This is a genomic window from Peribacillus sp. GL_122 (assembly GCF_057835005.1).
On the sequence record NZ_CM174415.1, the window covers coordinates 3,499,046 to 3,525,473 of the forward strand.

Consider the following 26,428-nt stretch of genomic DNA (forward strand, 5'->3'; position numbering starts at 1 on the left):
ACTTTTCCCTTGGTTCCAAAAGAAAAAGCGATTACCTGTTATAGGAACCGCCTTCAACTATCTTTGCAAAGTCATCAATAGTAGTTGAATACTTGATATAAATTCGTGGTAAAAGATAAAGTTCGTCTTTTATGCCCTTCTCAGAAAATAGTTCAGGAGTTGTCGTAATTCCAAATAAATAATATTTCTTCGTTTCTTCTACGACTTTGTCATTGAAATTTCCGTATGGATACGCAAGAGCAATAACTGGTTTGCCTGTTATTTTTTGAATTTTTTCTTTGGACTCTTTCAGTTCATATTCATAATTTTTTATTTCCGTCAAATCAGGATGTGTAGCAGTATGAGACTGGATTGAGATTATACCCGAATCAGCCATCATTTTTAAATCCGATTTAGATAATCGGTTTGAACGACCGATAAAGTCAGAAATAACAAAAATGGTACCACATGGTTTAAAACGTTCGTTTTTAAGTTTTTGAAAGATAGCAAATGCATTCAGATTGTTTTTGTATCCGTCGTCAAAGGTAATGAAAATGGGTTTATTTACTTTATAAATGTCTTGCCAACGATCAAAAGTTAATAATGTGTAACCATGGTCTTTTAAATAAATCATTTGTTTCTGGAAATTATCAGGAGTTACATATAGCTCCTTAGAGCCCTGCCCAGTAAACTCGTCAATCGAATGATAAATTAAAATAGGTACTTTTCGTTGAGCAAAAACTTGTGATGGAAGAATTAAGATAAGAAGACATAGGAAAAACATTACAACCTTTTTCATAAAATCCCTCGCTTTGCATCCTTTTTATATCTTTTCAATTTATTGTGCCTCAAAAGCATAGTTCTATTATGATTTATCCCATATTTGATTCTATCTCCCATTGATCAATGGTGACTTTGATAATCCCAAATGAAAAACTAATTTCTTAAAACACTAAGGAATCAGACTAACTGCCACATTAGCTCTATAAGAAAAAGAGCTGCCAAAGCAACTCCCTTAATGAAGTAAAGCACCCGTAAGTTCATTAAGAATAAAATCTCATTCTCCTGTTAAATGGACAGATACATTGATTCAAGGAGTTGAGAACAAAGAGCCAGATTCAGTAAATACTTTGTTTGCCATGAATATCGCTATCCATGCCGACTATCAGAAATCTGGATTAAGCCAAAGACTCTTATCGGAATTTAAAAAGTTAGCAAATAAAAAAGGGGTAGAAAAAATTGTACCCGTTCGGCCTAGTTTTAAAGTGGATTATCCACTTACACCTTTTGATGACTACGTCCATTGGAAACGAGAGGATAATACACCATTTGACCCTTGGATTCGAACTCATTGGAAGCTGGGGGCAAAGATTGTAAGACCAATTTATAAAGCTTTTACTGTTACTGGGACCATAAAGGATTGCGAAGAATGGACAAGTATGCATTTTCGTGAGAGTGGCAGATATGTTATTCAAGGTGCTTTACAGCCTACAAATTGATAGAGAAAACGATTTTGGTATTTATTATGACCCTAATTTATGGATGGAATATCAATTGACTGGTTAACAATAGCACTAATGAAAAGTATATTGAATTTATGTTTATGAGTGCCATTAAACTTTTATATTCTTCTGCATCTAGCTGAAAAAAGTTTCTTTTTCGCAGACATAAAAATAGTAGTTATAAGGGTTTTTGTCATTCATAATCCCTTTTTCAACTGATATTTCTTTCCATTCATCGAAATTAACTTCTGGAAAAAAAGTATCGCCTTCAAATTCATGATGAATCTTTGTAATGTACATTTTCTCAACATAAGGCAAAAACAAATTATAAATCTTTTCTCCCCCGAAAATAAAAATCTCTTCTTCATTTTTACATAACTCAAAAACATCTTCAATTGAATGGACAATATCACAACCGGTAAAGGTAAAGCTCTTAGTCAAAATAATATTCCTTCGGTCAGGTAAAGCCCTTCCGATTGACTCAAGGTTCTTTCTGCCTAATACGATTGGATGTCCCTTTGTAGTATTTTTAACATACTCCCAATTCTTCGGGATTCTCCAAGGGATGTCATTCTCCTTGCCAATGACTCTATTCTTATCATCGCAGCAATTAAAGATACTTTCATATATAACACAGCCTTTTTTTAACTATTTTACCATGTAATTTCTGATATCTATTGAAATTCCTTGTTCCACTATCCTGCCCCGGAAGTTGCATAAGAAAATGGAGCTGTTTCCAACCCCATATTTGTTAGTTCAACAAGATTAACTTTTGTAAGTTAGTTCCATACATACCTGCTTTCATCAAAAAAAAGTGACAACCAAGGGATGGGTGCCTTTACAATTTCATAAACACTTTGAATTCAAAGTGATTAACTATCTTTAAAAAATATTGTATTTATTGGTCTTCTTATTAACAACCTGTCCAAACCAATTAATAATTTCCTCATAGGATGATTAAAAGTAATTATATCGAAATGGAGGAAACAAACCATTGAGTGACACAGATTTTTCACATGATTCTCCCAAGGGCCCAAAAGGAAGACTAATTACTGGCCATTCAAAGGAGTTTATTTCAGATACACTTGGCTTTCTTACCCGGTTAGCAAATGAATATGGAGATGTTGCTAAAATTCGTTTTGGACCTTTCCAAAATGTTTACTTTATTTCAAATCCAGATTTAATTAAGCAGGTACTTGTAACAAAACAAAAATCCTTCTTGAAATCAAATGACTTCCAAGCTTTAAAACCATTACTTGGAGAAGGCCTTCTTACAAGTGAAAAGGAAATTCACATGCGCCAAAGAAGGCTTATTCAACCCTCTTTCAAAAAGTCTCATATTAGCAATTATGGTCAGGATATGATTGATATAACAATGGACTATATTTCCACTTGGAAAAACAAAGAAGAAAGGATTATTACGGAGGATATGATGAGCCTTGCTCTCGGAATTATCAGCAAGACCATGTTCAGTATGAACCTCAAAGATGGATATGACGAGCTCGGGGAACCAATAGAAGCATCTATGAGAATTGCTGTTAAAAGGATGAGAACACTTCTTCAATTGCCACTATGGGTTCCGACTAAAAATAACCGTGAATTTAAAAATTCGATACAAAGACTTGATACAGTGATTTATAACTTTATTGAAAAACGTAGGGCAGATGCAGAGAGACATGAGGACATGCTTGGGATTCTAATGGCTGCTCGAGATGATGAGGATGGCTTAGCTATGACAAACCAGCAGGTACGTGATGAGCTAATGACCATTTTCCTTGCCGGTCACGAAACAACTGCAAACGTGCTTTCCTGGACCTTATACTTGCTTTCACAACACCCTGAAGTGGAAACTAAACTTTTCAATGAAATAGATAGCGTAATCGGCAATCGTAACCCTACTCCTGGCGATTATATGAAATTAACGTACACACAAAATATTATCAATGAATCAATGCGCATATACCCGCCTGGCTTTATAATATCACGGAAAGTGGATGAGGATGTGGTAATAGGAGGATATCATTTTAAAAAAGGCGAGATGATTCTGTTAAGTCAGTATGTGATGCACCACAAGCCAGAGTATTTTGATAATCCAGAGTCTTTTAATCCTGAGCGATTTGAAAACAACTTTGTGAAAACTCTACCTCCGTTCGCTTATTTTCCGTTTGGCGGAGGGGCGAGAGTTTGTATCGGAAATCATTTCGCAATGATGGAAGCTGTGCTTGTCTTAGCGTGCATTGCTCAACGATATCGGATAAGGCTTGCGCCGGACCATCATGAAGTAAAACCACTTCCGTCTATTACACTCAGACCGAAACGTGGATTGCGCATGGTAGTCGAAGAAAGAAATATAGAAGGTATCCAACCAGAAGCTTCTGAAATTTAAAGGAATATAAGTTGTATTAATGAACAAAATTGTCACTCTACACCTAGGGAAGATCCCCCCTTAGTTCCATAAAAAAGACTGCAGCATCACCCCAATTTTTTGAAGTAAACCAGCTAATAGGATGTCAATATCTTTCTCTAAAAATTTCATTTCCCTTATGATATACTATTTTTGGCCATGCCAAAAATCCCTCTAAAACCCTTTTGGAAGGATTTTTCTCTGTTTCACAAAACCGTTAATTAGGCTAAATCTAGGAACGTTTCTTTTCTCTTTAATAGTGAGTAAATCCAATGAAACAAATTATTAATACAGACAACGATTGTACTTTGGCAGGTTTTCCTTCTGATTTTTTCTTATCATAGGTTGCTTTAAGCTTTTTGTTCCATGAACTTCTTATGCCGATAGTACGGCAAGATACAGAGAATGACTTAGCCTGCTCAAACCTCTTTTAGTTGTACGATTAATGGTTTCCGTAAACTTCCCCGATGCGTGAACACTTAGATCTACTCCAGCGAAGGCAACCAGTTTTTTCGGATGATTAAACCGATCGATTTCACCAATTTCAGAGATAATCGTGGGTGCGATTTTTTCTCCTATACCGGGAAGCGATTGGATGATCTTATATTCTTCCAGTTCATTTGCCAGGGCCACAATACGACCTTCCAAATCAGAGAGGTGTCCCTGGTAATGAAAAATCAACTCAATATACATACGAAGATTGCTTACGTGACTTTCATACACGTTTTTTTGGAATGGATTTCGAGATGCGGAGTCCATTATTTTTTTTGACTTTTCCCATGCCCCTTGAACCGATCGGCTAGGACAGAACTACATAACACTCTCGCGGAATATCAGGCCGATTATAAAACTTGTCCTAAAGATTAATAGGCAAAAAGAGCTTTACTAATTGTTGATCAGTTTAAGTAAGGTTTGACCATGATAATCTATCTATAAAAGAAAGTGAATATGCTGGTTTATGAACTTTCAATGGAGATTTTCTTCATTAATCGTTTTAATTTATCTTCTGTAGCTGTTCCCTCTACTGGTGTATAGATACTGCACCTTAAGTCCATGTCCCCCTGGACTTGGAGAGAAGTTAAATTAAACAGCATCTTTCCGGCTTTAGCATGTCTAAATTCAATCATCATTTCTGGAGCTTTGCTTACTTGACTTTCTTGCCATAAAGATTGAAATTCCGGGTGAGAACTACTCATTTCATTAATAAATAAGCTATACCATTCATCCCCTAAGTAGTGACCATAATAGGCACGAAAAATGGCAAGAAATCCTTTAACAAAATGTTCCCAATTCACAGCTAATGCTTTTAATTCTTTTCTTGTAAATATTAGATGGATCAAATTTCGTTGGTCATCCGGGAGTTGTTCAAAATCTAAAAATACATGAGCAGCAGCATTATTCCACCCTACAATATGACAATGTCGATCTGTAATGATAGTAGGGCAATACGTTAACTCAGCTAAAATTCTTTCCAAAGAAGGACTAAGTTTTGGCTGATCCTTCTTTCGATGAATAATGGATGATTTCACTTCTAAAGCTAAATCATATAGATACTCCCGTTCATCATTTTTTAACTGTAGGGCTGTAGATATGCAATCCAATACGCTTGTAGAGACCTTTATATCCCGACCTTGCTCTAGCCACGTATACCAAGTAGTACTGACTCCCGCCAAATGTGCAACTTCTTCTCTTCGTAAGCCAGGTGTTCTTCTCCGTGTACCAGCAGGTATACCTATAGATTCAGGCTTTATTTGGGATCGCTTCGTTTTCAAAAATGAAGACAATGCTTCAAGTCTGGTTTTATCATTCATTTCTAAAACCCCCTTCATAACAATTTAACCTAGTAGTTATTATACCAGGATAAACACTCACTTGTAATAGGATAACTCCGAAGTATAATACAAGTATACTATTCATTTGGAGTGATGAAAAATGGAAAGAGTCGTTATTACAGGAATGGGAGTAGTCTCTCCTATTGGAAACAGCGTAGAAAAATTTTGGAGAAATCTGACTGATGGGAAGTCGGGCATTTCCTCTATTGATACATTTGATGTAAGCAATCATAAAGCAAAAATTGCAGGAATTATTCGTGATTTTAATGCAGATGATATCTTAGGAAAAAATGAAGCACGACGTCTAGATCGCTTTACTCAATTTGCTTTGGCTGCTGCTGAACAAGCTTGGACTGATTCTAATTTAGATATTGATGATATCAATCTGGAAAGACTTGGCGTATATGTTGGTTCGGGGATAGGAGGAATTGAAACATTGATTGATAATGTGGATACTCTTCGAGAGAAAGGTCCAAGAAGAGTTAGTCCAACACTGGTACCAGCCATGATTTCAAATGCTGCCGCAGCTCAAATTAGTATCAAGTGGAACGCAATGGGGCCTACTATGTCACCTGTTTCTGCTTGTGCGATTGGTAATACAGCTATCGGTGAAGCATTCAGACTTATTCGCTTTGGAGAAGCTGATGCCGTTTTTGCAGGAGGAGCAGAGGCAGCTATAACAGATTTATCTTTAGCTAGTTTTGGCAATGCTACAGCATTATCAACGAGAAACGATAATCCAACTAAAGCTAGCCGCCCTTTTGATGTAAATCGAGATGGATTTGTCATGTCAGAAGGAGCAGGAATTTTAATCTTGGAATCTTTGTCCCACGCTTTACGTAGAGATGCAAAAATTTATGCAGAAGTCATTGGGTATGGTGCAAGTTCTGATGCCTATCATATGGTAGCTACACACCCAGAAGGTAAAGGAGCCTATCTTGCAATGAAAATGGCTTTGAAAAACGCAAAAATTTCCCCTGAAGAGATTGATGTCATTAGCGCTCATGCAACAAGTACAGAAGTTGGAGATCGTTCTGAGACACTGGCAATTAAAAAACTATTTGAATCAAAAGCTTATCAAATCCCAATAACAGCTAATAAATCTATGCTTGGTCACATGTTAGGAGCAGCTGGAGGCGTGGAAGCAATTGCTTTGGCAAAAAGTTTACAGGAAGGAATTATCCCTCCAACCATCAACTTAGAAAAGCCTGATTCATTATGTGATTTAGATTATGTACCGGGTATTGCCCGTAAGGTGGAAATAAGTACTGGTCTATCCAATTCATTTGGTTTTGGAGGACATAATGCAGCAATCGTTTTAAAAAAATACGAGTGAATTAACTCTCGCATCGTATTTTTAAAATTAAAGATCCTCAAGAGAAACTTTAGTTAGTTACCTTAATGGATCTTTTAGGTAATTAACTACGAAAAAGCCCTTTTTTCATCAATTAAGGGCTTGTCTCTTGTTCATAAAGGCATATTTTTCTTATACCTTTAGCTACATCGACTAATTTAGTTAACAAAATAGTTAAGATTCCTTGTCCACGATAGTTTTCTGAAGTAAACATTTTAGTTATTTAATGCTTATTCCACTCTTATTGGTATTGCACCACAAGCAATAATTCTTCATTATCTTTTTTCATCAATATAAACAAGGCTAAATTTTTCTTTGATTAAGAATATGACCATAAAAAAGATCTAGTGCAAATGACTAGATTTTCTTTTTAATATCTTCCCTTATCAATTCAATGATAGTACCTGATAAATTTGCTGGAAGAGATGAACCATCCTCAAAAACCCATGTATTAATTATTTCAAGATCTTCTTTTTTAAAAGTAATGCTATATTCTTTATCATTGTGAGTAAAATCAGCTGTAACCGATTCTTCACCATCAAACTCGTCATCAATAATCATATTTTTTATTTCATATGGCTTCACGATGTAATCTCCTTTTTATCATTCTTGTATATAGAATTGGCTTTATATGATTGTTTATTCATTTTTTTCACCCTAAATCAAAAACTGAAGGGTTATATCCAGGAGATGAAAGCATTAAAACAAATCAGAAATCAAAAAGTCGATACCATCATTACCTTTGTGGTTATCTCTAAGGGAGTTATATAGGTATAGTTGAGCATTCATATTTTCTCTTCTTCACTTCTTCATTATTAAAATAATAATAATTTCCTCAAAAGGTTATATAACCAAAAACCCCTTATGTGTAGATTGACTTTATATATTAAACTCAATCATTAAGTAAGAATGAATTAGGTTACCTACATGTTTTTTTCTTTCATGACTCTTATTAACTACATAAAATGATCAGCTTCATAATCAGCTTCACCTAATCCATTTATCACAATCGGCTATATATGACTTCGTTTTTACTGAACTGTTCCGGGAACGCATAAAATGAATGCTAAATTTCGGTGAAGAGTTTGCGCCGCTGTCTAGTTACTTCAATAAAAAAACTCTGTAAAGTTTCCTTTAACAGAGCGTACCAACATATTAAAGTATTTTCACTAAGTCTTTTCTAGCACTCAAGCAAATATTCTCACCTAGATGCTCCATTTGCTCCTCATCAGATAGGTTAACAACAATCTCCTGAGAGCCTGATACACACTCTACCACTCTTTTTGAACCAACAAAATGGACTTTTTTTAATTTAGCCTCAAACGTAATTCGATTAGGCTGAAAGCGACTTTGGGTAATGTTTAAGTGTTCAGGTCTTATTACAAGCTTTTTATCTGAATTCTTAACTTGCGAAAACTCTTTTAATAGATTTTCTCTATTCTGGCTTTCTAATAATTCCACATCTATTACATTGGTTTCCCCAATAAAGTCGGCAACAAAAAGAGTCTTTGGATTGTTATAGATTTGCTGAGGCGTGTCAATTTGTTCAATTCTCCCTTGGTTCATAACAGCAATTCGATCGGACATGATTAATGCTTCTTCTTGATCATGAGTGACATATATGAACGTGATTTCGAATTGTTCATGAAGTTTTTTTAATTCAAACTGCATCTTTTTTCTTAGCTTTAAATCTAGTGCTCCTAATGGTTCATCCAGAAGGAGCACTCTTGGCTTATTTACCAGAGCTCTTGCAAGTGCAACCCTTTGCTGCTGCCCACCTGATAGTTGCCTTGGATATTTATCCTTGTGATGCTGCAACCCCATAATTTCGATAATTTCGGTTGTATCCCTTGCAATTTGCGCCTTTGATATTTTTTTTTGCTTTAATCCAAAAGCAATATTATTGTAAATGCTTAAATGAGGAAACAAAGCATAGTTTTGAAAAACCGTATTAACCGGACGTTGGTTGGGTGGCAAATTCCCGGCTTCTTTCCCATCGATCTTAACACTCCCTTGATTTGGAAGCTCAAAACCGCCAATCATTCTAAGGGTAGTGGTTTTCCCACATCCGCTTGGACCCAGAAGCGAAAGGAACTCACCCTCCTTTATATTAAGGGAAATGTTGTCTACAGCTATCGCTTGACTATATTTCTTAGTGATGCTCTTTAACTCGATAATGCTGACTTTTTCATCGGCTACAAGTGCTATATTGTTTTCTACAATCGGAACCACTGACATGATTGAAACCTCCTTAATTTCCGATTTCTCTGTTCCATAGCTCGGTCCACTCATCTCGATGTTGGTTTATGAGATTATAATCAGGCATGTTCATATCCTTTAAGGTGCCGTTTTTGCCATATGGCATTCTTTCAAGTGTTTTTTCATCTAATTCTACATCCTTATGAACTGGTGCCAAATATAAATCACTCGCAATGCCTTCCTGTGCAATCTTAGTAGTAGCATAGTTTAAGAAGGAATAAACCTGCTCAGACTTTTTCGAGCCTTTCACAACATGCCAAAAGCTACCTGCACCTAGAACGCCTTCTTTCGGTACAACAAATTCAATTGGTTGACCTTGGTCTTGCATTACATATGTAGGTCCTCCGTAGTGAGCTCCAACTGATGCTTCCCCGCTTTGATATAGATTAGTGGCTGTTCCAGAACCATCGAAGTATGCTACTACTTCTAATTCCTTCATTTTCTGAAATCCTTTTTCCACTTTCCCTTTTGCTTCTCTTTCAAGCTCAGAAACTTGTACCAATAAAGGAAGTCCTCCGGTAGTAGCAGGTGTTGGAACCGTTATTTTTCCTTTATACTCTTCCTTCCAAAGGTCTTTCCACGACCTTGGTGGGTTTTTAATTACGTCCTTGTTATATACAATCCCTAGTCCCCAATACCCTAGAGCTACTCCATATACTTCTTCACCTTTACCTTGATATGCTTCAGGCAGAAGGGCAGCGTTTTCTTTTAGTTTACTAATATCAATATTTTCAACAATTCCTTTTTCGTGAGCTAGTTCAGAAATTCCGGAATCCATTAAGGCTAAATCGATGGTAGGAGCCCCTTTTTCCTGTAATAGACGGGAAAAAGTTGCAGTTGAATTGCCTTCAATGATTCTCACCTTGATACCAGTCTCTTTTTCAAAAGGTTGAATAATATGCTTTTTGATAGTTTCACCCCAATCACCACCGAAAATGGCAATGGATATTTCTTGTTCTTGTACATCTGAATTGGCTTCTGTCGCCCCACTTTTTGGTTGAATGGGCTTTCCACAACCAGTAGCAGCTACTAAAATAATCGCCAACAAAATGGTGTAAACACTTAACTTCTTCATAGAACATCCCCTAGTCTCATGTTTTATTTTGAAGCAACATTCTCAATGCCTACTAACATATCAATGACAAGAATTAAGAAAAATGCAATATAAATCGTCACGGCTGAAACAGCAGCTATCATTGGATCGATATTGTACTGAACATAATTGAACATTTTAACCGGAAGTGCCATCTGATCGGCAGAGGTCAAGAAAATCGTAACTTCAACATTTACCCACGAAACCGCAAAGGAAAACAGTGTTCCAGCGATAATGCTAGATTTCATCTGTGGCAATGTAATGATGAAAAAGGTTTTCAATGCACCCGCACCTAAATCCCTTCCAGCTTCTTCAATATATGGGCTTATCCCAAGAAAGCTATTCACACACGTCCGAACCACATAAGGCAAAGTAATGATGATATGACCTAAAACTAGGGCTAAGAAATTCTGTGGGCTATTAGTAAAGTAGTAAAAAAACTGAAGCAGTGCCAAGCCTAAGAAGATTTGAGGGAGCAAGAGAGGGGATGAGATAAGACTCATCACAATCCCCTTGCCTTTAAAATTATTCCTTGCCAAACCATATGAGGCTGGAATACCAATTAATATCGAACCTAGAGTAGCGACACCCGATAGTTTAAAACTATATATGAAGGATTCTAAGTAAGATATATCCTCAAAAAGCTTTTGATACCATTTCAATGTAAAACCTTGTCCAGGAAAACTTAAATAATTTAGTTCAGTAAACGAAACATTAATCAATACCAATAATGGAAAGGCCAGAAATAAAAGCAGGAAGCCACCTATTGTCCACATTACTACTTTAGAGATCAACGTCTTCCCTCCTCTATCCAGTCAGACCTTAATAAATAATGGTTCAATCCAATAATCAAAAAGCTAAAGACTAACACAGCAAAAGCAACCGCAGAACCGAACTGATAGTTGAATACCTGCATCATCTGTTCATAGATAACGGTCGCGATCAATTGGATCCTTCCACCGGATAGCATAGCAGGCGTTACATACGCACTAATTGCCAGGGAGAAAACCATAACACTGCCTGCTAATATTCCTGGGACTGTCAATGGAAGCGTTACCCTTAGAAAGGTTTGTAAACGACCTAAACCTAAATCCGATGCAGCCTCTTCCAGCCTGCTGTCTATATTCTCCAAAACTGTCGTAATGGATAAAATCATAAAGGGAGCCAATATATAAACTAAACCAATTATTATACCAGTCTCGTTATACAGAAGTCTTAGAGGCTGGGAGATGATACCCAGCCCTAATAGAGTTTTGTTGATAAATCCGTTATTTCCTAAAATGACCATCCATCCAAATGACCTTACGACAGCACTCGTAAATAATGGTGATATGATCACGATATAGGCAATACGCTTAATTTTCTTACTCTTGATATATTTGGTAATGAAGTAGGCGATAAAATAACCGACCAACAAGGTGATAAAAGTAGCTATTAAGGAAATTTTTATTGAACGTATGGTAATAGATAAATAGTGTTGATCCTTAAAATATAAAAGATAATGCTGAAACGTTATTCTTCCGCTTTCATCCAAGATGGAATTATTTAGCACAACAATTAAAGGTATAACAAAAAGTCCTAATAAGATCAATACGGATGGAGCCAATAAGAAAAAAACAGTTTTTTTGGACATAGGAATTCTCCTTTACTCTATTCGATTGAGTAAGTTGAAAACAGTCTCGATAATAAGCTCCACTTTGTCATATTCGATTTTTTCCATAGTATCTGTCGGACGATGATAGTCCGGCAATCTCCAAAACATAAGGAGCGCCGTTGGAATCCCTTCTAAATGGAACATCCATTCATCTGCTCCCGCTTTAGGAGTATCAACATCAACTTCGAAGTCATCGCTATCATAAGCTCCAGCTTCTCTGAAACTTTCTTTTACCTTTTGACGGAAATCTTCCGGCCCTACCCAGGACCATATCTTGTCTCCCGCACTAATTTGGTCAAGATTGATAACTGCCGCTACTTCATTAAGTGTTCCTTTTTCTTTTAAATCATTTACATAATAATCGGCTCCTATGAATCCAACTTCTTCATTGGAAAATGCTATGACATCTACATCAAAAGGAAAATCATGATTTTCGGTTTTAAGTCTTCTGGCAACTTCAACGATTCCTGCTATACCTGAACCATTATCATAGGCTCCAGGAGTATTTAACGTAGTATCAGAGTGACCACAAACAATTACTTTTTTCTTTTCGTCTGTATTTTTCGATTTATATGGATGACTAATGATGTTTGCCGATTTACATTCCTTTATTTTTCCCTCTACCTTTACAAATACCTCAATGTCATGATTTTCATTTAATAACTCCTGTACACGAAGATGATCTTCATAACTCATCACTACAGCAGGAATTGGGAATTTTGCTCTTGGATTCAATAATGCAATTGGGTCACCGCCGCTATTTACAACAACCTGTGCCAGTATTTCTCCTTCAGCACCTAAAACATTGTAACAAGGCATATCATAAACGCCCGGAATTAAGCCTTTTATTCCATGATATGTAAGCTTCCCTTTAATTCCTGTACATGGAGTAGATCCAGAGAAAAGGAGATATGCCGTTTTTAACACTTTAGAAATTGGAGACAGGATTTCAAGCTCAGGTGTTCCTTCAGGCTCCCACCCCACAAAAGGATACACTTGCTTTTCAGTTTCCACTCCTAATTCGCTAAGTCTTCGGTGAATATAATCTGTACCCTTCCACTCACCTTCTGTTCCAGCGAATCGTTGCCCGACTTCATCACTCAAAACTCGAATCGTTTCTTTGATTTCCTCACGGATACTTTTCGTTTTCATATTGCTCATTACAATCCCCCTATTCTGAATACATCATTTTTCCAAACCAATTTGTTCGGAAGGCATATCGTCCAATACCACTTTTTCATAATCTGTAATTCCGCTCAGATGTTTGATAAATACTTTTTCTACTCTGTCTTCATCACGGCTACATAAAGCTTCATAGATTTCAGAATGCTCTTTGATGGATCTTTCAACAAGGTGGGGTCTACTTAAAAAGGAATATCTAAAATGAACAATATAATCATGTAAGTTTTCTAGCATATTGATCAGTCTGTTTAACCCAGAAGTTTTAATGATTTCCGCATGAAATAAATCATGAACCTTCATAAGGTCTTCAATTCTACCTTGTTGAAAATACATTTCAGACTGTTCTAGATAACTTTTTAATTTCAATAGCTGTTCATCGGTGATTTTGGACGCGGCAACTCTAGCAGCAGTAGGCTCTAATAACGAACGAATGAGGATAATTTCATTGATGGCTTCAAAGGTTATGCCTTTCACAACGCAGTGCTTTCTGGGGAGAATTTCTACTAAACCTTCTTGTTCTAATCGTTGTACCGCTTCTCTAACAGGAGTTCTGCTTACTCCCATTTCTTTGGCTAGATTCATTTCAACCAATCGCTCTCCATTTTTCAACTCACCATTGATTATCTTTAATCTAAGTTGATCAAAAACTTCTGAAGCGATTGAAACAGATTTAATTTTATTTAACTTCATCGCATCCATTTCCCCTCCTTTTGTATATTAAACTCATTATATGCCATATTGTATACAATGCACAATATATTTATTTTAAAATTCTGAATATTTATATAAAAATTTTTTAGTTTCCAAGAATACTTGTGTCACTCCACACTTTTTACATTGAATTAACGGTAAAATATCATCAAATGAAGAAGTTTTTACTATAGGAGTATTAATAGGCAAAAAAACTACGGTTTAGGGGAAAATCGGAGCATATGTAAAAGAAAGCAAGTTGCACAATTAAATGTGCCCTCCTGGCAAAACAACATTAAAACAAGCGTTACTTACTGATCAAAGTAAGTAACGCTTGTCTACCAATCCTTACCTAAGCAATGATTAGTGGGTACTTTTTCTTTTCTACAAAAAAACAAACTAATAATATTGGTTGACACAGGACTCTCTAATGGCTTTATTAGGATTCCCCATCTCCATTATCAAAAAAAGAATCAAATCCCCCATCAAAATCCTCTGTTGCCTCTTCAAACATTTCCTCAATATCAAAACCTTCCATCATCTCAGTAAATAACATCGTCCCTAAAACACCCACTGCTAATCCACCAACCATTCCAGGTATAGCGTTTCCCATTTGGGAAGCGCGACCATGATGCTGGTTTGCGGAATAAGAGAAAGGCTGATTAAAAGCATAAGGCTGATCAATAGCTTCCGATATAAATTTTCCTAATAGTTTTTCAAGTCCGGCTTCATGCTCAAGAACATTTTGATTTAAATGAAACTCACGTTTTGCTTCAATTTCCTTGTAGCCGCTTTTACAGTCAACTTCCATCCAGACCCGGATACCTGATTCTTCATTGGCAAACCGCATTTCAACTTCATTTACTTGTCCCATGAATTGTTGAGTGGGAAAAAAAGCAAATTCCTGTCCATATTGGTCAAGTTTACCCGAGTCGGCTGCCTCGCGAAAACCTAATTGAGCCATTGCATTAAAAATGGATTGGATAGATTTTTGGGATTGGATGACTAGCCGGTCTACATCTTTGCGGTCAACCCCACCCTCAATATCAAGATGTGTATCCAAATAGTATGAAACAGTTCCACTAGAAATAGGTATATTCGTAGGTAGGACGTAATGAAAAGGAATGACCTTACTTTCTTTAGGGTGAATACGATCTCGATTAATTAATGGTATATGGGCAACTTCCCTTGAAACGCTTCCTTGTTTTAATACCACATTCATCATAAAGCGGACAGTCAATTGATTAATTTTCTGTTCCACCTCACCACCTTGAATGACAACCTCCCCTTGAATGCTTTCTCCAGCTTTATAATTACGATTACCACATTGTAAATCTACAGTTGCGGCTCCTTTTCCTAAACTTGCTAAAATTTTTTTGAACATGCTTCCTCTTCCTTTCGAAATTATCTCAATCCGCCTTAAGAATATGTAAGTAAAATTGGGCGTAATAAGAAATGACAAGAAATCTATTCGTATTTCAGGAAATTTCTAAATTACCCTTGATAGTAATACGTCGAAAAATGAAAATAGTTTCAAATGATTTTACTGCAGTAGGTGATCTTTATAAGATAATGGGGTACGTCATCTTTTTTCCGATGCTGGTGATGGACTATTGGCGAAGATGCTTATTTGAGGAAGCAAGGATATAAAGTGGCGGATCAAAGGCAGCAGCAATTTGAATCGCACGTCTCACCTTCTAAAGAGAGTTAAAACACAATAAATGAAAAAGAGAATGCCAGGGGCTAACACTTCTGCCCCTGGCATTTTTTTGAAAGTACTTTAATAACAAGAAGCTCATCTTTATTAAGCTATTTATAATGGTCAAATTCTCCATTTCCCATAACTTTATTGGCCATTCCATCTTCTTTATATGCATGCGCTTACATTCAATTCCGCATTTACACTTCCCCTTTTGTCAACAAAAGCGAAAGGCAACACTCAGCTTTAAATAATATCAGTACTCTGTGCAAATGAATATTCCTAGCTAATATATATAGAAATAACAGACTTCACTTACAGCTTAATAGATGCAAGAACCATATTACAATTTCTGGATTAAAGATTGTAATTCATCCTGAAGATTTCCTTTTGAAAAAGCAGCGTGCAGAATTTCATGAAAAGTATTTAAGGAAATTTGTAGTTTTTCTTCACCTAATGTAGTTAATCGTGTGTAGATACCTCTTCGATCATCTTCACATATATGCCTTTGTAATGCTCCGCAGCTTTTTGCTTCCAGCCTGCCTACCAGCCTTGAAATAGCACTTTGACTTAATCCAACCATCTCCTGTAATTGTTGTAGCCTCAATTGTTTATCGCTTGTTTTGGATAAAAAGTATAGAACGTAAAATTCTTTTAACGACAGGTTATGATTTTTTTGCAAAGCACTTTCCAGCTCATTGGTAATGCTCATTTGAATATTAGTAAGAGATAGCCAATTATCTAAATACTTCTTTTCTTGGTTGTTTGTCATGCCCATTCCACCCTGTTCTATCCTTTATAATTAATATATGGCACTTTAAATGATCATCGTCATGGATTTAATTTTAGTGCTCGGGACTTTGTTCTAAAGATGATATATTGTTCTCTTCATTTTAGACGAGTTTCTACCTTTTGTCTAAGATTGAATTATTCCATAAAAAAAAACAGTCAAAATGACTGCTCTTTTTTCATGAATTCAGTGTAACTGAACAGGATCCTATTTCATTTCCACCCCAGTTTAGTGAAAGCTTGTCTTGATCTGATAGTGGTCCTACGCCGCTTGGAGTACCGGTAAAAATAATATCTCCTTTCCCAAGCCCAAAATGCTCTTCTGTAAATTCTATAATGGTTTGCAAATCAAATAGTAAGTCTTTAATATTTCCGACTTGTACACGCTCTCCATTCTTTAACAGGGAAAAATCTAATTGTTCACATGCTTCGACACCTGGAAACGGAATAAAATCACTAACAACAGCTGAATTTTTGAATCCTTTAGCCAAAAGCCAAGGGTGCTGTTTTTGTTTTAACTGTGATTGAACATCTCTAAGTGTTAAATCCAACCCAATGGCCATCGCATCAACCATTTCATCTACTTTCATTCCTGATTCGTACTGCTTTGCGATATGTATGACAAGTTCAGTTTCAAAATGAACGGAACCCTGATTACTCGGCAAAGTAATTGACTGACCTTTTGCTTCCACAAGCGAATGAGTTGGTTTTGAAAATAAAAAAGGGGAAGTTGGTATTTCATTATTCAACTCTTTTGCATGCAAAGCATAGTTTCGACCTACACAATAGATATTTTTAATGTCTTTCATCATAAAACTCACTCTTTTCTTTTTAGAAATAAAAATTAATGAATAGCAAAAGGTAAATATTAAGAAATGATTGCAACTTTCTCTAGTCATGACAATCGTGGTTTAATAGTCAGCCAGATTAGTAATCACAAATTGTTACAGTAAATAAGAAAAAATCCTCCGATTTAAGTATATTTTATATTTTTCTGACTTTTTATACAACCGTTATACCTGTTAAAAGAAAATCCATTTAGATAACATAATTTCATGTTCGTACAATATGCAAAAATAATTATAACGGATTAGAAGAATAACTATAATGAAATTTTTCACATTCTTTGGTGGAACATAAACCAGATTTATTGCGTTCTCTTCTTTTGCCTTTATAAAGTGTATAAACAACCTTCAAAATCAGTTCTTTATTTACACAAATAACATCGTCCCATTCATTTGTTTTGTCGCTTTTTTCCATCGATATAGAAGGGGGACCGCCAAACTTTGTATTTTGTCCGCTAGCAAATCCCAGCGAAAAAGCGGTTTCCTGCCGTTAGGAAATGATTTTTTTATTCACTTATTGGGTTATAGATCTGTTAAAAAAAGTACCCACTACAGCTTTGAAGCAAAGATTGATTAAATGTTCCTCGTAAACCCCATATTAAGGGCAGCTCCACTGACGCGCTACCCCTATACTAAGTCTAAGCTCAAGAGTAAGCTGTATTGTGTAACCCGGGCAACTTCACCAAAGAGGAAACGCTATCCAAAATGAGATTGAACTGATTTATATTTTTTTGAATTAGTTGTCCTACCTTAAAATTAACAGCATATTGTTGCTCTATGTTTATAGCGAATTATTTTTGTACTTGGATCATTAAATCATTGCTAGATAGACCGCATAATTCGTGCGAGTTCCTTTTCTAAAACAGCGGGCTCGTTTGCGTAATTGTAAATCCCTAAAAACTTCTCTATGGCCTCTGGATGGGAACTGATTAGCTTATTGACAGCATCCTGCTGTTCAGATATGCGTTCATTCTTCGAAATTTGGCATCCCATGTGAAACCGGACCATAAACTCATCTTCTATTGCCTTTTGATATTCTTCAGACATTTGATTCGATTGATCGGATTGTCCCTTATATTTTAATAGAATATTTGATAAAATACGTGCTCCACATATAGCATCATGGATCCCCTGCGCCATGCCAGGATCTTTAAAACAAACCGCATCACCAACCAACGCCCATCCTTTTCCCATTCCTTTATACCAGTAATTATCATATCCTAGTATGCCTTTGACCGGTTCTGCGATTTCAGCATTTTTCAAGCGAGCACCAATTGTTGTATTAGGAAAGTTATCTGTCAAGAGATTGCGTAGACCGTTTTCCGGATTTAATTTCAACCGTTCTATCAATTCCTTATTTTCTAATGGGAAAATGCCGACAATAACATATAAATCATCATTCGTTGGAAAGAGAATGGCTGTGTTATCTTTTATCTTGTATACTTCAAATTTAGGGACATCATCGTGGCGAAATCCAGAAAAATACCCAAAATAAATACCGACTGTTGCCGGAATACTTATTTTGAGTTCACTTTTTACCAGCTTGCGAATAATAGAGGATCGGCCGTCTGCCCCCACTACCAGGCGAGCTAAAAATTCTTGTTTCTCGTAGTTGCCGTCTAAGCCTTTCACGCCTATTACTGTTTCGTCATCACGGATGACATCCGTCACACGAAAACCTTCTAAAACGGTTACATTCATTTGAGATTTGGCCTGTTCAAATAGGATTTGATCGAGATAAGTCCTTCTAATACAATAACAGCTGTCCTCTCCGTAAACCACAGGGATGAGACCATCTATCACGGTATCCTCAAATTGAAATTTAATATCCCGTACCGGTGGTGCTTTTGTTTCCAGCAGCTTGTCCAGGACACCTATTTCTCGAAGAAGAGCGACAGTATTATTGAAAAAGGTATGGGTTGATAATGTGTCCCTTGGAAAAGTCGATCGGTCCACTAACAACACATGGAAACCTGCCTTAGCAAGATAAATTGCCAGTGCAGAGCCGGCACATCCAGCACCGGTAATGATGACGTCATACATCTTATTCATCGTATCACTCCGTTTTCAAGTACAATTATTGACTTGCTTATCCATTAGCAGAGTTTGATAAAAATATACTACATACATAAAAGTATGGAAGTTAAAACAAAAAAAGTACAGAGAATTCCAAAGTCGATCTCCGCTATGTTAAGGAATCGATTTTTTTACTTCTTCTTATAGGAGCTCCCTCAATTAATTAAGGATTTCATCCCACTGGATAGAGTAATTACAAAGGCCCCCCTCTACCCCACTAGCATATACAGAAAAGCATTGGCATATCGTTTGCATCTTTAAACCAATCCAGAATACAAAAGCAACAATAATGAATAGCCGCACAAAATAAAAAAACCATAATCCTTTATTAGAGATGCCCTTGATTGGTGAGGCAAGAAAAATTCCACATATTATTTTTTATTTTGACAAACAAAAAGAGGTTCGGAGTGGTCTCACCCCGAACCATGATTTTATATTAGAAAACTTGGTTATCCTTCATGAATTTTCACCTAATTGTAATGAACTTCCTGTGTTGAAGAAATTTGTGACACTCCTGCCGATTAACTGGCTAGCCAAGCCCCCACAGACGCTTGCTTTGATGAGGCTTGGCAGACAGTCGGCAGAAAGGTAGCGGATTTATGAAATCAACAACTTTTTAAATAAAAACTGTAGGCAAACTTGCTTTTCCTCGAGTTTTGCCTACAGTTTTGACTCTTAGCTTAAAAAGTAGAAGCTAAATCTTTTGATCGTGCTATAGCATTTTCTTTTATTTCTTGTGCTTTATCAGGCATTGCTGCATGTCCTTCAACGAATACACCTTCAAAGGAAGGCACTCCGAAGAATTGCATAATGATATTTAGATACCGGTGACCCATTTCCATTTCTGCTGCTGGTCCTTCTGAATAAATACCACCACGAGCTTGTATATGCAAGGCTTTCTTATCAGTTAAAAGACCAACTGGGCCTTGTTCGGTGTATTTAAATGATTTACCTGCAACAGCTACGGAATCTATATAAGCTTTCATTACTGGCGGGAATGAAAAATTCCATAAAGGTGTTACAAATATATATTTATCGGCAGCTATAAATTGCTCACATAACTCTGAGAGTCGACTAACTTTTGCTTTCTCTTCTGCCGAAAGTTCTTCAAAGCCCTTTCCAGATTGAAGTTTCCCCCAACCACTGAAAACATCTACATCAATTTCAGGAATATTTTCTTTATAAAGGTCAATATTCACAATTTCATGGCTAGGATTTACTTCTTTATAAGTGTCAATAAATGCTTTTCCAACGGCCATACTGTAAGATTGTTTATCATCATGAGGATGAGCTGTAATGTACAATACTTTAGTCATTCTGTATCTTTCCTTTCTTTTTACATATTTGAACATTCTATTTTGTCTTGGAAATTCAACATTTATACAATTGCTCGAACTAAAATATCTTTAATTGATATGTATAAAATTATCCGTTACCCGCCCATAAAACGGCAGATTTAATGCAGGTATAAATCTTCTTTCAAGTTGTGAGAAAGAGTGTGAATTTTGGATATGATATAACAAGACAACCCGGTTATTTTAGGAGGCTTAAGGAAATGACGAATTCAATAAAATTTGATCTGCACACTCACCATGAACGATGTGGACATGCTATCGGCACAATTGAGGATTATGTAAAGCAAGCCATTGAATACGGCTTGCAATATATTGGGATTTCTGATCATTCTCCATATTTTTATAGTGAGGACGACCATCTCTACCCAACTATTGCAATGGCAAAAAGTGAACTTGTCCCTTATATTGAGGAAGTACTTCGCTTAAAAGAGGAATATAAAGGTAAAATTCAGGTGTTATTAGGAATGGAAAGTGATTTCTTCCCTGACCACATTGAAGTCTACCGTGATCAATATCTTTTACACCCTTTTGACTACATAATTGGATCTGTTCATTATGTTCAAGACATTAGCATTTTTAAAAAAGGGCGTTGGAATGGTTTAACTTCTAAAGAACAGGCAAGATTAAAAGATGAATACTATGAATTAATACAGAAATCTGCAAAAAGCGGAGTGTTTCAAATCTTAGGCCATATTGATGCAATGAAAGGGTTTTATCCTGCCTTTTCATCCATTGAAACAGACAGTATTGAAAAAACTTTAAAAATCATTAGTCAAGAAGATATCGCCATTGAGATTAATACCTCTGGTAAAACAAAAGAGTGTGGTGGGTGGTATCCAGCAGATGGCATTTTAGAACGAGCTCTTTTCTATAATGTGAAGGTAACATTTGGATCAGATTCGCATACACCTGAACGTATTGGCGATGAATTTGAACAAGTTAAAAAAAGACTAAAGGAAATCGGCTTTTCTGAGTGGGCTTACTTTGTTAACAAGCAAAGGATTCTCACTCCACTTTGACCTTCCAGTCAATAGGATTAGAACTGGTCCGGTAGCCATCTTCCATTCTAACCAGGTCTCGTGTGTCATAACAAACATAACCCTGTTTCCCTATTTACCATAAATATCTATACCTACTAGCCTAGCTAAAAAGTTGATCAGGTCTGTCCGAGATTTTTCCATTCGCACCGACTGCTCAAGGTCATATTTTTTGTGATTTTGGAGTTTACGGTGGCGTTCCTCCCCCATTAAAGGCTATTGCGGTTTCTGCTAAAAATAGTATATGAAAAAGCCGACCTTTTAATGGTCGGCTTCTTCAATCAATCTGTCCTTTTGTTAAATAGCTAGAAAGAAGCTATGATTTATTCCCCTAGCCGAGGTAGAATAGAAACGTTTATTTCTTTTAGGAAGAGTTCCTCGCTTTCATTATATAGCTGAAGCTGGTCTGTTTTAGTTCCCCGAGTTCGCCTCGTTTCCCGGCTGTTCTACTTGTACCTTGTCCCCTATTTCAATGGACAACAAATCCTCACCTACTATAACTGTTCCATCATATGTTTTTTTTGTTCTTTCGAGCAAATTAGCTTTTTCTTCTGTTAATCCACCCAATAATACAATATGTGAGTACACAGCAAGTTTTGGTTGTATTTGGCTAAAGACTTTACCTGCTTCTTCCGGTGTAGTGTGAAGATCAAGTATATTGGCTATTGATTCTGATTCATTATCAGGTCTTGCAGCTGCAACCTCATGAATAACTACGTCAGCGCCTTTAGCAAATTTAATTAGATTTTCATTATAGCGGGTGTCACCTGAGATGACTACTGAATGTCCTTTGTAATTAACCCGATAACCGAAAGCAGGCTCAATTGATTTATGGTCAACCTTGAAGGCTATTACTTCAATTCCCTTTTTTTTATAGACAACCCCCTCCTTGATATCATTTGCGACGATACTTGCTCCTTCAACGTTTCCATTTCCAGAATCATCTCTTGCATCCAAATCGGCTTTAAATGCTTTATTCATATGTAACATCATTTTCTCGATTCCCTTAGGTCCCCAAATCTTAAATGCTTGCTCTCTTTTCCCTCCTGTTGGTAAAGAACCTGTAAGCCATACGTCTGGTATGCCGATTGTATGATCCGAATGCAAATGAGTAAGAAATAACTTGTCAATACTGCCCGGTAACATATTCGCTTTATATAATTGTATAGCAGTACCACGTCCAGCATCAAAGAGGAGTTTTTCATCACCAACTTCTACAAGTGTAGATGGACCGGAGCGGGTGGTACTTAAAAGAGGAGAACCTGTTCCTAGTAGAGTTACTTTAAAGTCCGTTTGCTGTTCAGCTGTTTGGCCAAAAGAAGGAAGAAATAATGATAATGATAGAATTATTGAAACTCCCAACAAAAAAACAAAAGAAGTATTCCTTATTCTTTTCTTCATAACAAAAACCTCCTGTCAGATTATTTTTTCTTTACTCAAAGAAGAACAAATTCCTGTTTTAAATGTAAAACACAGTTTCGGAAATAGGTCCACAAACTGAATGTTACAATATTTATAATATTCAGTCAATAATATCCAAAGTAAAATCATGTATACTAATTCAACCTTCCATCAAGACAACAAGACTCAAGCTGAAATAATCTTACAGAATATTGGATTTCATATTGGATCAATTGTTCATACTAAAGAGAAAATATCTGTTAAAAAAGGAGTTTATATGACAAACAAAAAAAATAATAACCATTATCCAGCTCAACATAAAAGTCAGGTTAGTAAATTAAATTACAACGGAATGGAAGTGGATACTGATGTCAATGAAGATCCTAATCGGGAAAAATTATTAGATGAATCAGTTGATTCTTTTCTAAAATCGAAAGAAGGACAGGAATATTAGAGAAGGAATTGTGGTCGCCATTGTCCTTTTTTAAAACGTTTTTATATTTTTCCATTTCAATGGGCCCTCAGGAAGCTTTTGAGCGGCCCATTTTGTATCTTTATCTACGAACATTTTTCTTCTTGAGATACCGGCCAGCAAGTGCTGAATTATGATGTCCTAGTGCACTAAAGCTCCCATTAATTGAAAATGACGATATAATGTTAGTGGAATGATTATATTAGCAAAAGGAGGTTCGTTTCTATGAACATTTTAATATTGGGTGCAACTGGTCGAGTTGGGGGGCACTTAGTTACTTATGGTCTTCAAGACAGACATCATGTTACAGTTTTGGCTCGCACTCCTGAAAAGATTGGAATGAACGATGCCAATTTAACCATTATTCAAGGTAATGTACTAATTAAAGATGATATCGGACGTGCCATGCATGGGATTGATGTAGTTATTAGTGCACTGAATACCGATGGGACTACCACTTTATCAGCAAGTATGCCACTAATTATCGAAGCAATGGAAAACGAAGGTATCCAACGAATTATTACCATTGGAACAGCAGGAATCCTGCAAAGTAGAACAACCCCAAATACTCTGCGTTATCAGTCCAGTGATTCAAAGCGTAGGTCTACCCGCGCAGCGAAAGAACATCATATAGTTTACGAAATGCTTAAACAATCAACACTTCAATGGACTATTGTCTGTCCTACGTATTTGCCGGATGGAGAAAGTATTGGTACATATCGTGTAGAAGGTGACTTTTTACCGGAGAATGGGGCTGAAATATCCGTGCCGGATACAGCAGAATTTGCATTTAGCCAAATAAAAAGTAGCGATTATTTAAAATCACGAGTAGGTATTGCCTACTAACCATTCCTACTAGCATTACTCCCCTTGAAATCGTAGATGAGGTGAGGAAACCATCACGTCCGCTTAGCCGGTTCAATTATCTTCGAAAAGTACACAATCGCTGAACAATTGCCAAGAATATTTACCGGTTTCTTTTGGGCGAAGATTACGCCCTTACCTTGTTAATGAACTTTCTATTCCAATGTGCTATATTTCCCCTCCAAAAATAGCCACATTCTGCCTGTCAGGAGCAAACGCTAGCCCGTTCCATTTCAATACAGTCTGTACAAATCCCAGTGAGTCGGCATTATATCTCCCTGCGATCCTCTGATACGCTTCGAGCTCATATATGCCATCCCTATTGTAATCAACCGGATATAAACCAGATAAAGGATTGACCCATCCTTCTATCGGCGCCTTCAATACACCATCCTTGTCATAAATTTCAGATAAATATTCCTTATCCTTATAAGTAAGGTCAAGAATGTACCTTTCTTTTAGGTAATAACTATTCACCTTTGCTTTGTATTGGTTTTCATAATTAACATCGTATTTATAGGTTTCATTGAATGCGTCTGAATTAAAAATGGTCATCAGTTGACCGTTAAGATATGAAAAAACATACGCATAAATGGAACCACCGCTTCCTCCTGTATCAATGACCACTAAAATGTCATCCCCTTTGTTACCTGTAAAATCACCCAGAAAAAGGGTCGGATTATATCCTGCGTTATTTTTCATGGGAACTTGTTCATATTGATTAGTCCTCCCATTTTGGATAACCAAAGTTACATTCCTCCATAAGGGGCTATCAGGGGTTTTGTTTGCGGTAAGAAAAACATTGTCCTTTGTCCCGTCCCCATCAATATCGCCTTGCTTTGAGGTCACTGTGGCTGTTCTGTACAAGTTCATTTCCCTTGAAAGAGCAGATTGAAAGCTCAATTGCATATCTAGCAGTTCCTGCTTTGAAGGATAAGGATTTGGAAGCGACAAGGCGTTATCAATCGTTTGCATCGCTTCACTTGTTAAACCGGCCATACTTTGAGTCTCAGCCAAACAGTACCAATAATAGGGGTCATTCGTTTCTTGTATTTTTGTGTAATAGTAATGGATCACTTTTCTGATGTCATACGTATCCACCTTAATCCCCCCTGTCTCTTTATTATCCATATGAATTATATGCGGGAATTTAGTGAATAATCTTGAGTACATATCTATTGCTGGAAACAACAATAATGTCCTTTTCAAATATAGCGCCCTTATTATGAATGATTTCTGTTGCCTAATACCTCTTTATGAACTTTTTTTGCTTGCATATATTTATTTAATTTGCTATTATAACTGACGAACGTTCGTTAAATTATGAGGTGATATTATTGAAAAGTAATGAAATTAAGGAAGCCGCTCTAAAATTTTTCACGATTCATGGTTATGAAGGAGCGTCCCTTTCTCTAATAGCTGAAGAAGTGGGCATGAAAAAGCAATCCATTTACGCCCATTTTAAAGGCAAGGATGATCTTTTTCTGCAAGTTTTACGTGATGCGAAAGAGACGGAGCTATCTTCGAAACTCCAATATTTCAGTAAAGTCGATTCAAAAAATCCTGAAAAAGATTTATATGGATTCCTGCAATTGGTCATCGATCTTTTCCAAAAAAATGAGCATATAAAGTTTTGGCTGCGTATGTCCTTTTTTCCGCCAGCGCATCTTGAAAAAGAGATCGGGCAGGAGGTCATAGATATCGAGGAAAAGGTGCAGGCAATTCTGGAATGTAAATTCCAGGATTGGATCAATGCCAAATTAATTGTCGAAGATGCAGCCATAACTCCGACCTATGCTTTCTTGGGAGTAGTGGATTCCATTTTGCTTGAGCTTGTGTACGGCAATGATGAGAAACGGCTGAAGGATAAATTGGCAGCCTCTTGGAAAGTGTTTTGGAGAGGTATTTCACAAGAATGATTCACAAAGAAAGTGGTGTTAA

The 26,428-nt window shown here is 36.5% G+C and carries 24 protein-coding genes and 2 pseudogenes; 7 read left to right on the forward strand and 19 right to left on the reverse strand.

Annotation, left to right across the window (positions count from 1 at the left end; translation table 11 throughout):
• Positions 1-31 precede the first annotated feature (31 nt).
• Positions 32-778 (reverse strand): polysaccharide deacetylase family protein, encoded by a 747-nt coding sequence (locus AC3ISB_RS16865; RefSeq protein WP_489273751.1) that lies wholly within the window; start codon positions 776-778, stop codon positions 32-34.
• 286 nt (positions 779-1,064) lie between these two features.
• Here AC3ISB_RS16865 and AC3ISB_RS16870 point away from each other — a divergent pair, with 286 nt between their 5' ends.
• Positions 1,065-1,478: a hypothetical protein gene (locus AC3ISB_RS16870; protein WP_489273752.1), complete on the forward strand. Its 414-nt coding sequence runs from the start codon at positions 1,065-1,067 to the stop codon at positions 1,476-1,478.
• 138 nt (positions 1,479-1,616) lie between these two features.
• Here the strand turns inward: AC3ISB_RS16870 and dfr are convergent.
• Positions 1,617-2,107, reverse strand: a pseudogene (gene dfr / locus AC3ISB_RS16875) (DfrD/DfrG/DfrK family trimethoprim-resistant dihydrofolate reductase).
• Between the two features lie 368 nt (positions 2,108-2,475).
• On the opposite strand from dfr, the gene AC3ISB_RS16880 reads away from it, so the two are divergent.
• Complete coding sequence (locus tag AC3ISB_RS16880) at positions 2,476-3,867, forward strand: cytochrome P450 (protein WP_480338737.1); 1,392 nt, start codon at positions 2,476-2,478, stop codon at positions 3,865-3,867.
• 239 nt (positions 3,868-4,106) lie between these two features.
• Here AC3ISB_RS16880 and AC3ISB_RS16885 read toward each other — a convergent pair.
• Both AC3ISB_RS16885 and AC3ISB_RS16890 read right to left on the reverse strand, forming a co-directional pair.
• A pseudogene (locus AC3ISB_RS16885) lies at positions 4,107-4,695 on the reverse strand (transposase); the annotation flags it as partial.
• Between the two features lie 146 nt (positions 4,696-4,841).
• A complete protein-coding gene (locus AC3ISB_RS16890; RefSeq protein WP_098371678.1) occupies positions 4,842-5,696 on the reverse strand; it encodes a helix-turn-helix transcriptional regulator in 855 nt (284 codons plus the stop codon).
• A 121-nt stretch (positions 5,697-5,817) separates the two neighbouring features.
• On the opposite strand from AC3ISB_RS16890, the gene fabF reads away from it, so the two are divergent.
• Complete coding sequence (fabF, locus tag AC3ISB_RS16895; RefSeq protein ID WP_141993468.1) at positions 5,818-7,053, forward strand: beta-ketoacyl-ACP synthase II; 1,236 nt, start codon at positions 5,818-5,820, stop codon at positions 7,051-7,053.
• 112 nt (positions 7,054-7,165) lie between these two features.
• Here fabF and AC3ISB_RS16900 read toward each other — a convergent pair whose 3' ends face one another.
• From AC3ISB_RS16900 to AC3ISB_RS16960, 13 genes are all read right to left on the reverse strand, one after another.
• A complete protein-coding gene (locus tag AC3ISB_RS16900; protein ID WP_452450311.1) occupies positions 7,166-7,285 on the reverse strand; it encodes a GNAT family N-acetyltransferase in 120 nt (39 codons plus the stop codon).
• A gap of 143 nt (positions 7,286-7,428) precedes the next feature.
• Positions 7,429-7,656: a hypothetical protein gene (locus AC3ISB_RS16905; protein WP_489273753.1), complete on the reverse strand. Its 228-nt coding sequence runs from the start codon at positions 7,654-7,656 to the stop codon at positions 7,429-7,431.
• Positions 7,657-8,226: 570 nt separating this feature from the next.
• A complete protein-coding gene (locus tag AC3ISB_RS16910) occupies positions 8,227-9,309 on the reverse strand; it encodes an ABC transporter ATP-binding protein (RefSeq protein ID WP_489273754.1) in 1,083 nt (360 codons plus the stop codon).
• Between the two features lie 13 nt (positions 9,310-9,322).
• Positions 9,323-10,405 carry an ABC transporter substrate-binding protein gene (locus AC3ISB_RS16915; protein WP_141993472.1) on the reverse strand — a complete coding sequence of 361 codons (1,083 nt, stop codon included), beginning with the start codon at positions 10,403-10,405 and terminating at the stop codon, positions 9,323-9,325.
• A gap of 23 nt (positions 10,406-10,428) precedes the next feature.
• Positions 10,429-11,217, reverse strand: coding sequence for an ABC transporter permease (locus AC3ISB_RS16920; RefSeq protein ID WP_452450308.1), 789 nt, complete (start codon positions 11,215-11,217; stop codon positions 10,429-10,431).
• Entirely contained in the window at positions 11,214-12,056 is an 843-nt protein-coding gene (locus AC3ISB_RS16925) for an ABC transporter permease (RefSeq protein ID WP_141993474.1), read from the reverse strand. The genes AC3ISB_RS16920 and AC3ISB_RS16925 overlap by 4 nt, the downstream gene beginning before the upstream one ends.
• 12 nt (positions 12,057-12,068) lie before the next feature.
• Positions 12,069-13,238 carry a M20/M25/M40 family metallo-hydrolase gene (locus AC3ISB_RS16930; RefSeq protein ID WP_489273755.1) on the reverse strand — a complete coding sequence of 390 codons (1,170 nt, stop codon included), beginning with the start codon at positions 13,236-13,238 and terminating at the stop codon, positions 12,069-12,071.
• Positions 13,239-13,262: 24 nt separating this feature from the next.
• Positions 13,263-13,958, reverse strand: a complete 696-nt coding sequence (locus AC3ISB_RS16935; protein ID WP_141993476.1) for a GntR family transcriptional regulator — start codon at positions 13,956-13,958, stop codon at positions 13,263-13,265.
• A gap of 430 nt (positions 13,959-14,388) precedes the next feature.
• The gene (locus tag AC3ISB_RS16940; RefSeq protein ID WP_489273756.1) at positions 14,389-15,333 is read right to left on the reverse strand and encodes a sporulation protein; all 945 of its coding nucleotides are present in this window, start codon (positions 15,331-15,333) and stop codon (positions 14,389-14,391) included.
• A 658-nt stretch (positions 15,334-15,991) separates the two neighbouring features.
• Entirely contained in the window at positions 15,992-16,420 is a 429-nt protein-coding gene (locus AC3ISB_RS16945) for a MarR family winged helix-turn-helix transcriptional regulator (protein WP_347939783.1), read from the reverse strand.
• Between the two features lie 196 nt (positions 16,421-16,616).
• A complete protein-coding gene (locus AC3ISB_RS16950; RefSeq protein ID WP_098371727.1) occupies positions 16,617-17,246 on the reverse strand; it encodes a fumarylacetoacetate hydrolase family protein in 630 nt (209 codons plus the stop codon).
• Between the two features lie 858 nt (positions 17,247-18,104).
• On the reverse strand, positions 18,105-19,334 hold the full coding sequence (locus AC3ISB_RS16955; protein ID WP_489273757.1) for an NAD(P)/FAD-dependent oxidoreductase: 1,230 nt from the start codon (positions 19,332-19,334) through the stop codon (positions 18,105-18,107).
• Between the two features lie 704 nt (positions 19,335-20,038).
• The gene (locus tag AC3ISB_RS16960) at positions 20,039-20,674 is read right to left on the reverse strand and encodes an FMN-dependent NADH-azoreductase (RefSeq protein WP_141993481.1); all 636 of its coding nucleotides are present in this window, start codon (positions 20,672-20,674) and stop codon (positions 20,039-20,041) included.
• Positions 20,675-20,913: 239 nt separating this feature from the next.
• On the opposite strand from AC3ISB_RS16960, the gene AC3ISB_RS16965 reads away from it, so the two are divergent.
• Positions 20,914-21,732 carry a histidinol-phosphatase gene (locus tag AC3ISB_RS16965; RefSeq protein WP_181762245.1) on the forward strand — a complete coding sequence of 273 codons (819 nt, stop codon included), beginning with the start codon at positions 20,914-20,916 and terminating at the stop codon, positions 21,730-21,732.
• 429 nt (positions 21,733-22,161) lie between these two features.
• On the opposite strand, the gene AC3ISB_RS16970 is transcribed toward AC3ISB_RS16965, so the two are convergent.
• A complete protein-coding gene (locus AC3ISB_RS16970) occupies positions 22,162-23,151 on the reverse strand; it encodes an MBL fold metallo-hydrolase (protein ID WP_489273758.1) in 990 nt (329 codons plus the stop codon).
• A gap of 277 nt (positions 23,152-23,428) precedes the next feature.
• On the opposite strand from AC3ISB_RS16970, the gene AC3ISB_RS16975 reads away from it, so the two are divergent.
• Both AC3ISB_RS16975 and AC3ISB_RS16980 read left to right on the forward strand, forming a co-directional pair.
• A complete protein-coding gene (locus AC3ISB_RS16975) occupies positions 23,429-23,605 on the forward strand; it encodes a hypothetical protein (RefSeq protein ID WP_185151520.1) in 177 nt (58 codons plus the stop codon).
• Between the two features lie 243 nt (positions 23,606-23,848).
• A complete protein-coding gene (locus AC3ISB_RS16980) occupies positions 23,849-24,469 on the forward strand; it encodes an NAD(P)-dependent oxidoreductase (RefSeq protein WP_489273759.1) in 621 nt (206 codons plus the stop codon).
• 186 nt (positions 24,470-24,655) lie between these two features.
• Here AC3ISB_RS16980 and AC3ISB_RS16985 read toward each other — a convergent pair whose 3' ends face one another.
• Positions 24,656-25,396 carry a VCBS repeat-containing protein gene (locus tag AC3ISB_RS16985; protein WP_489276956.1) on the reverse strand — a complete coding sequence of 247 codons (741 nt, stop codon included), beginning with the start codon at positions 25,394-25,396 and terminating at the stop codon, positions 24,656-24,658.
• Between the two features lie 428 nt (positions 25,397-25,824).
• Here AC3ISB_RS16985 and AC3ISB_RS16990 point away from each other — a divergent pair, with 428 nt between their 5' ends.
• Complete coding sequence (locus tag AC3ISB_RS16990) at positions 25,825-26,406, forward strand: TetR/AcrR family transcriptional regulator (RefSeq protein ID WP_098370652.1); 582 nt, start codon at positions 25,825-25,827, stop codon at positions 26,404-26,406.
• Positions 26,407-26,428 lie beyond the last annotated feature (22 nt).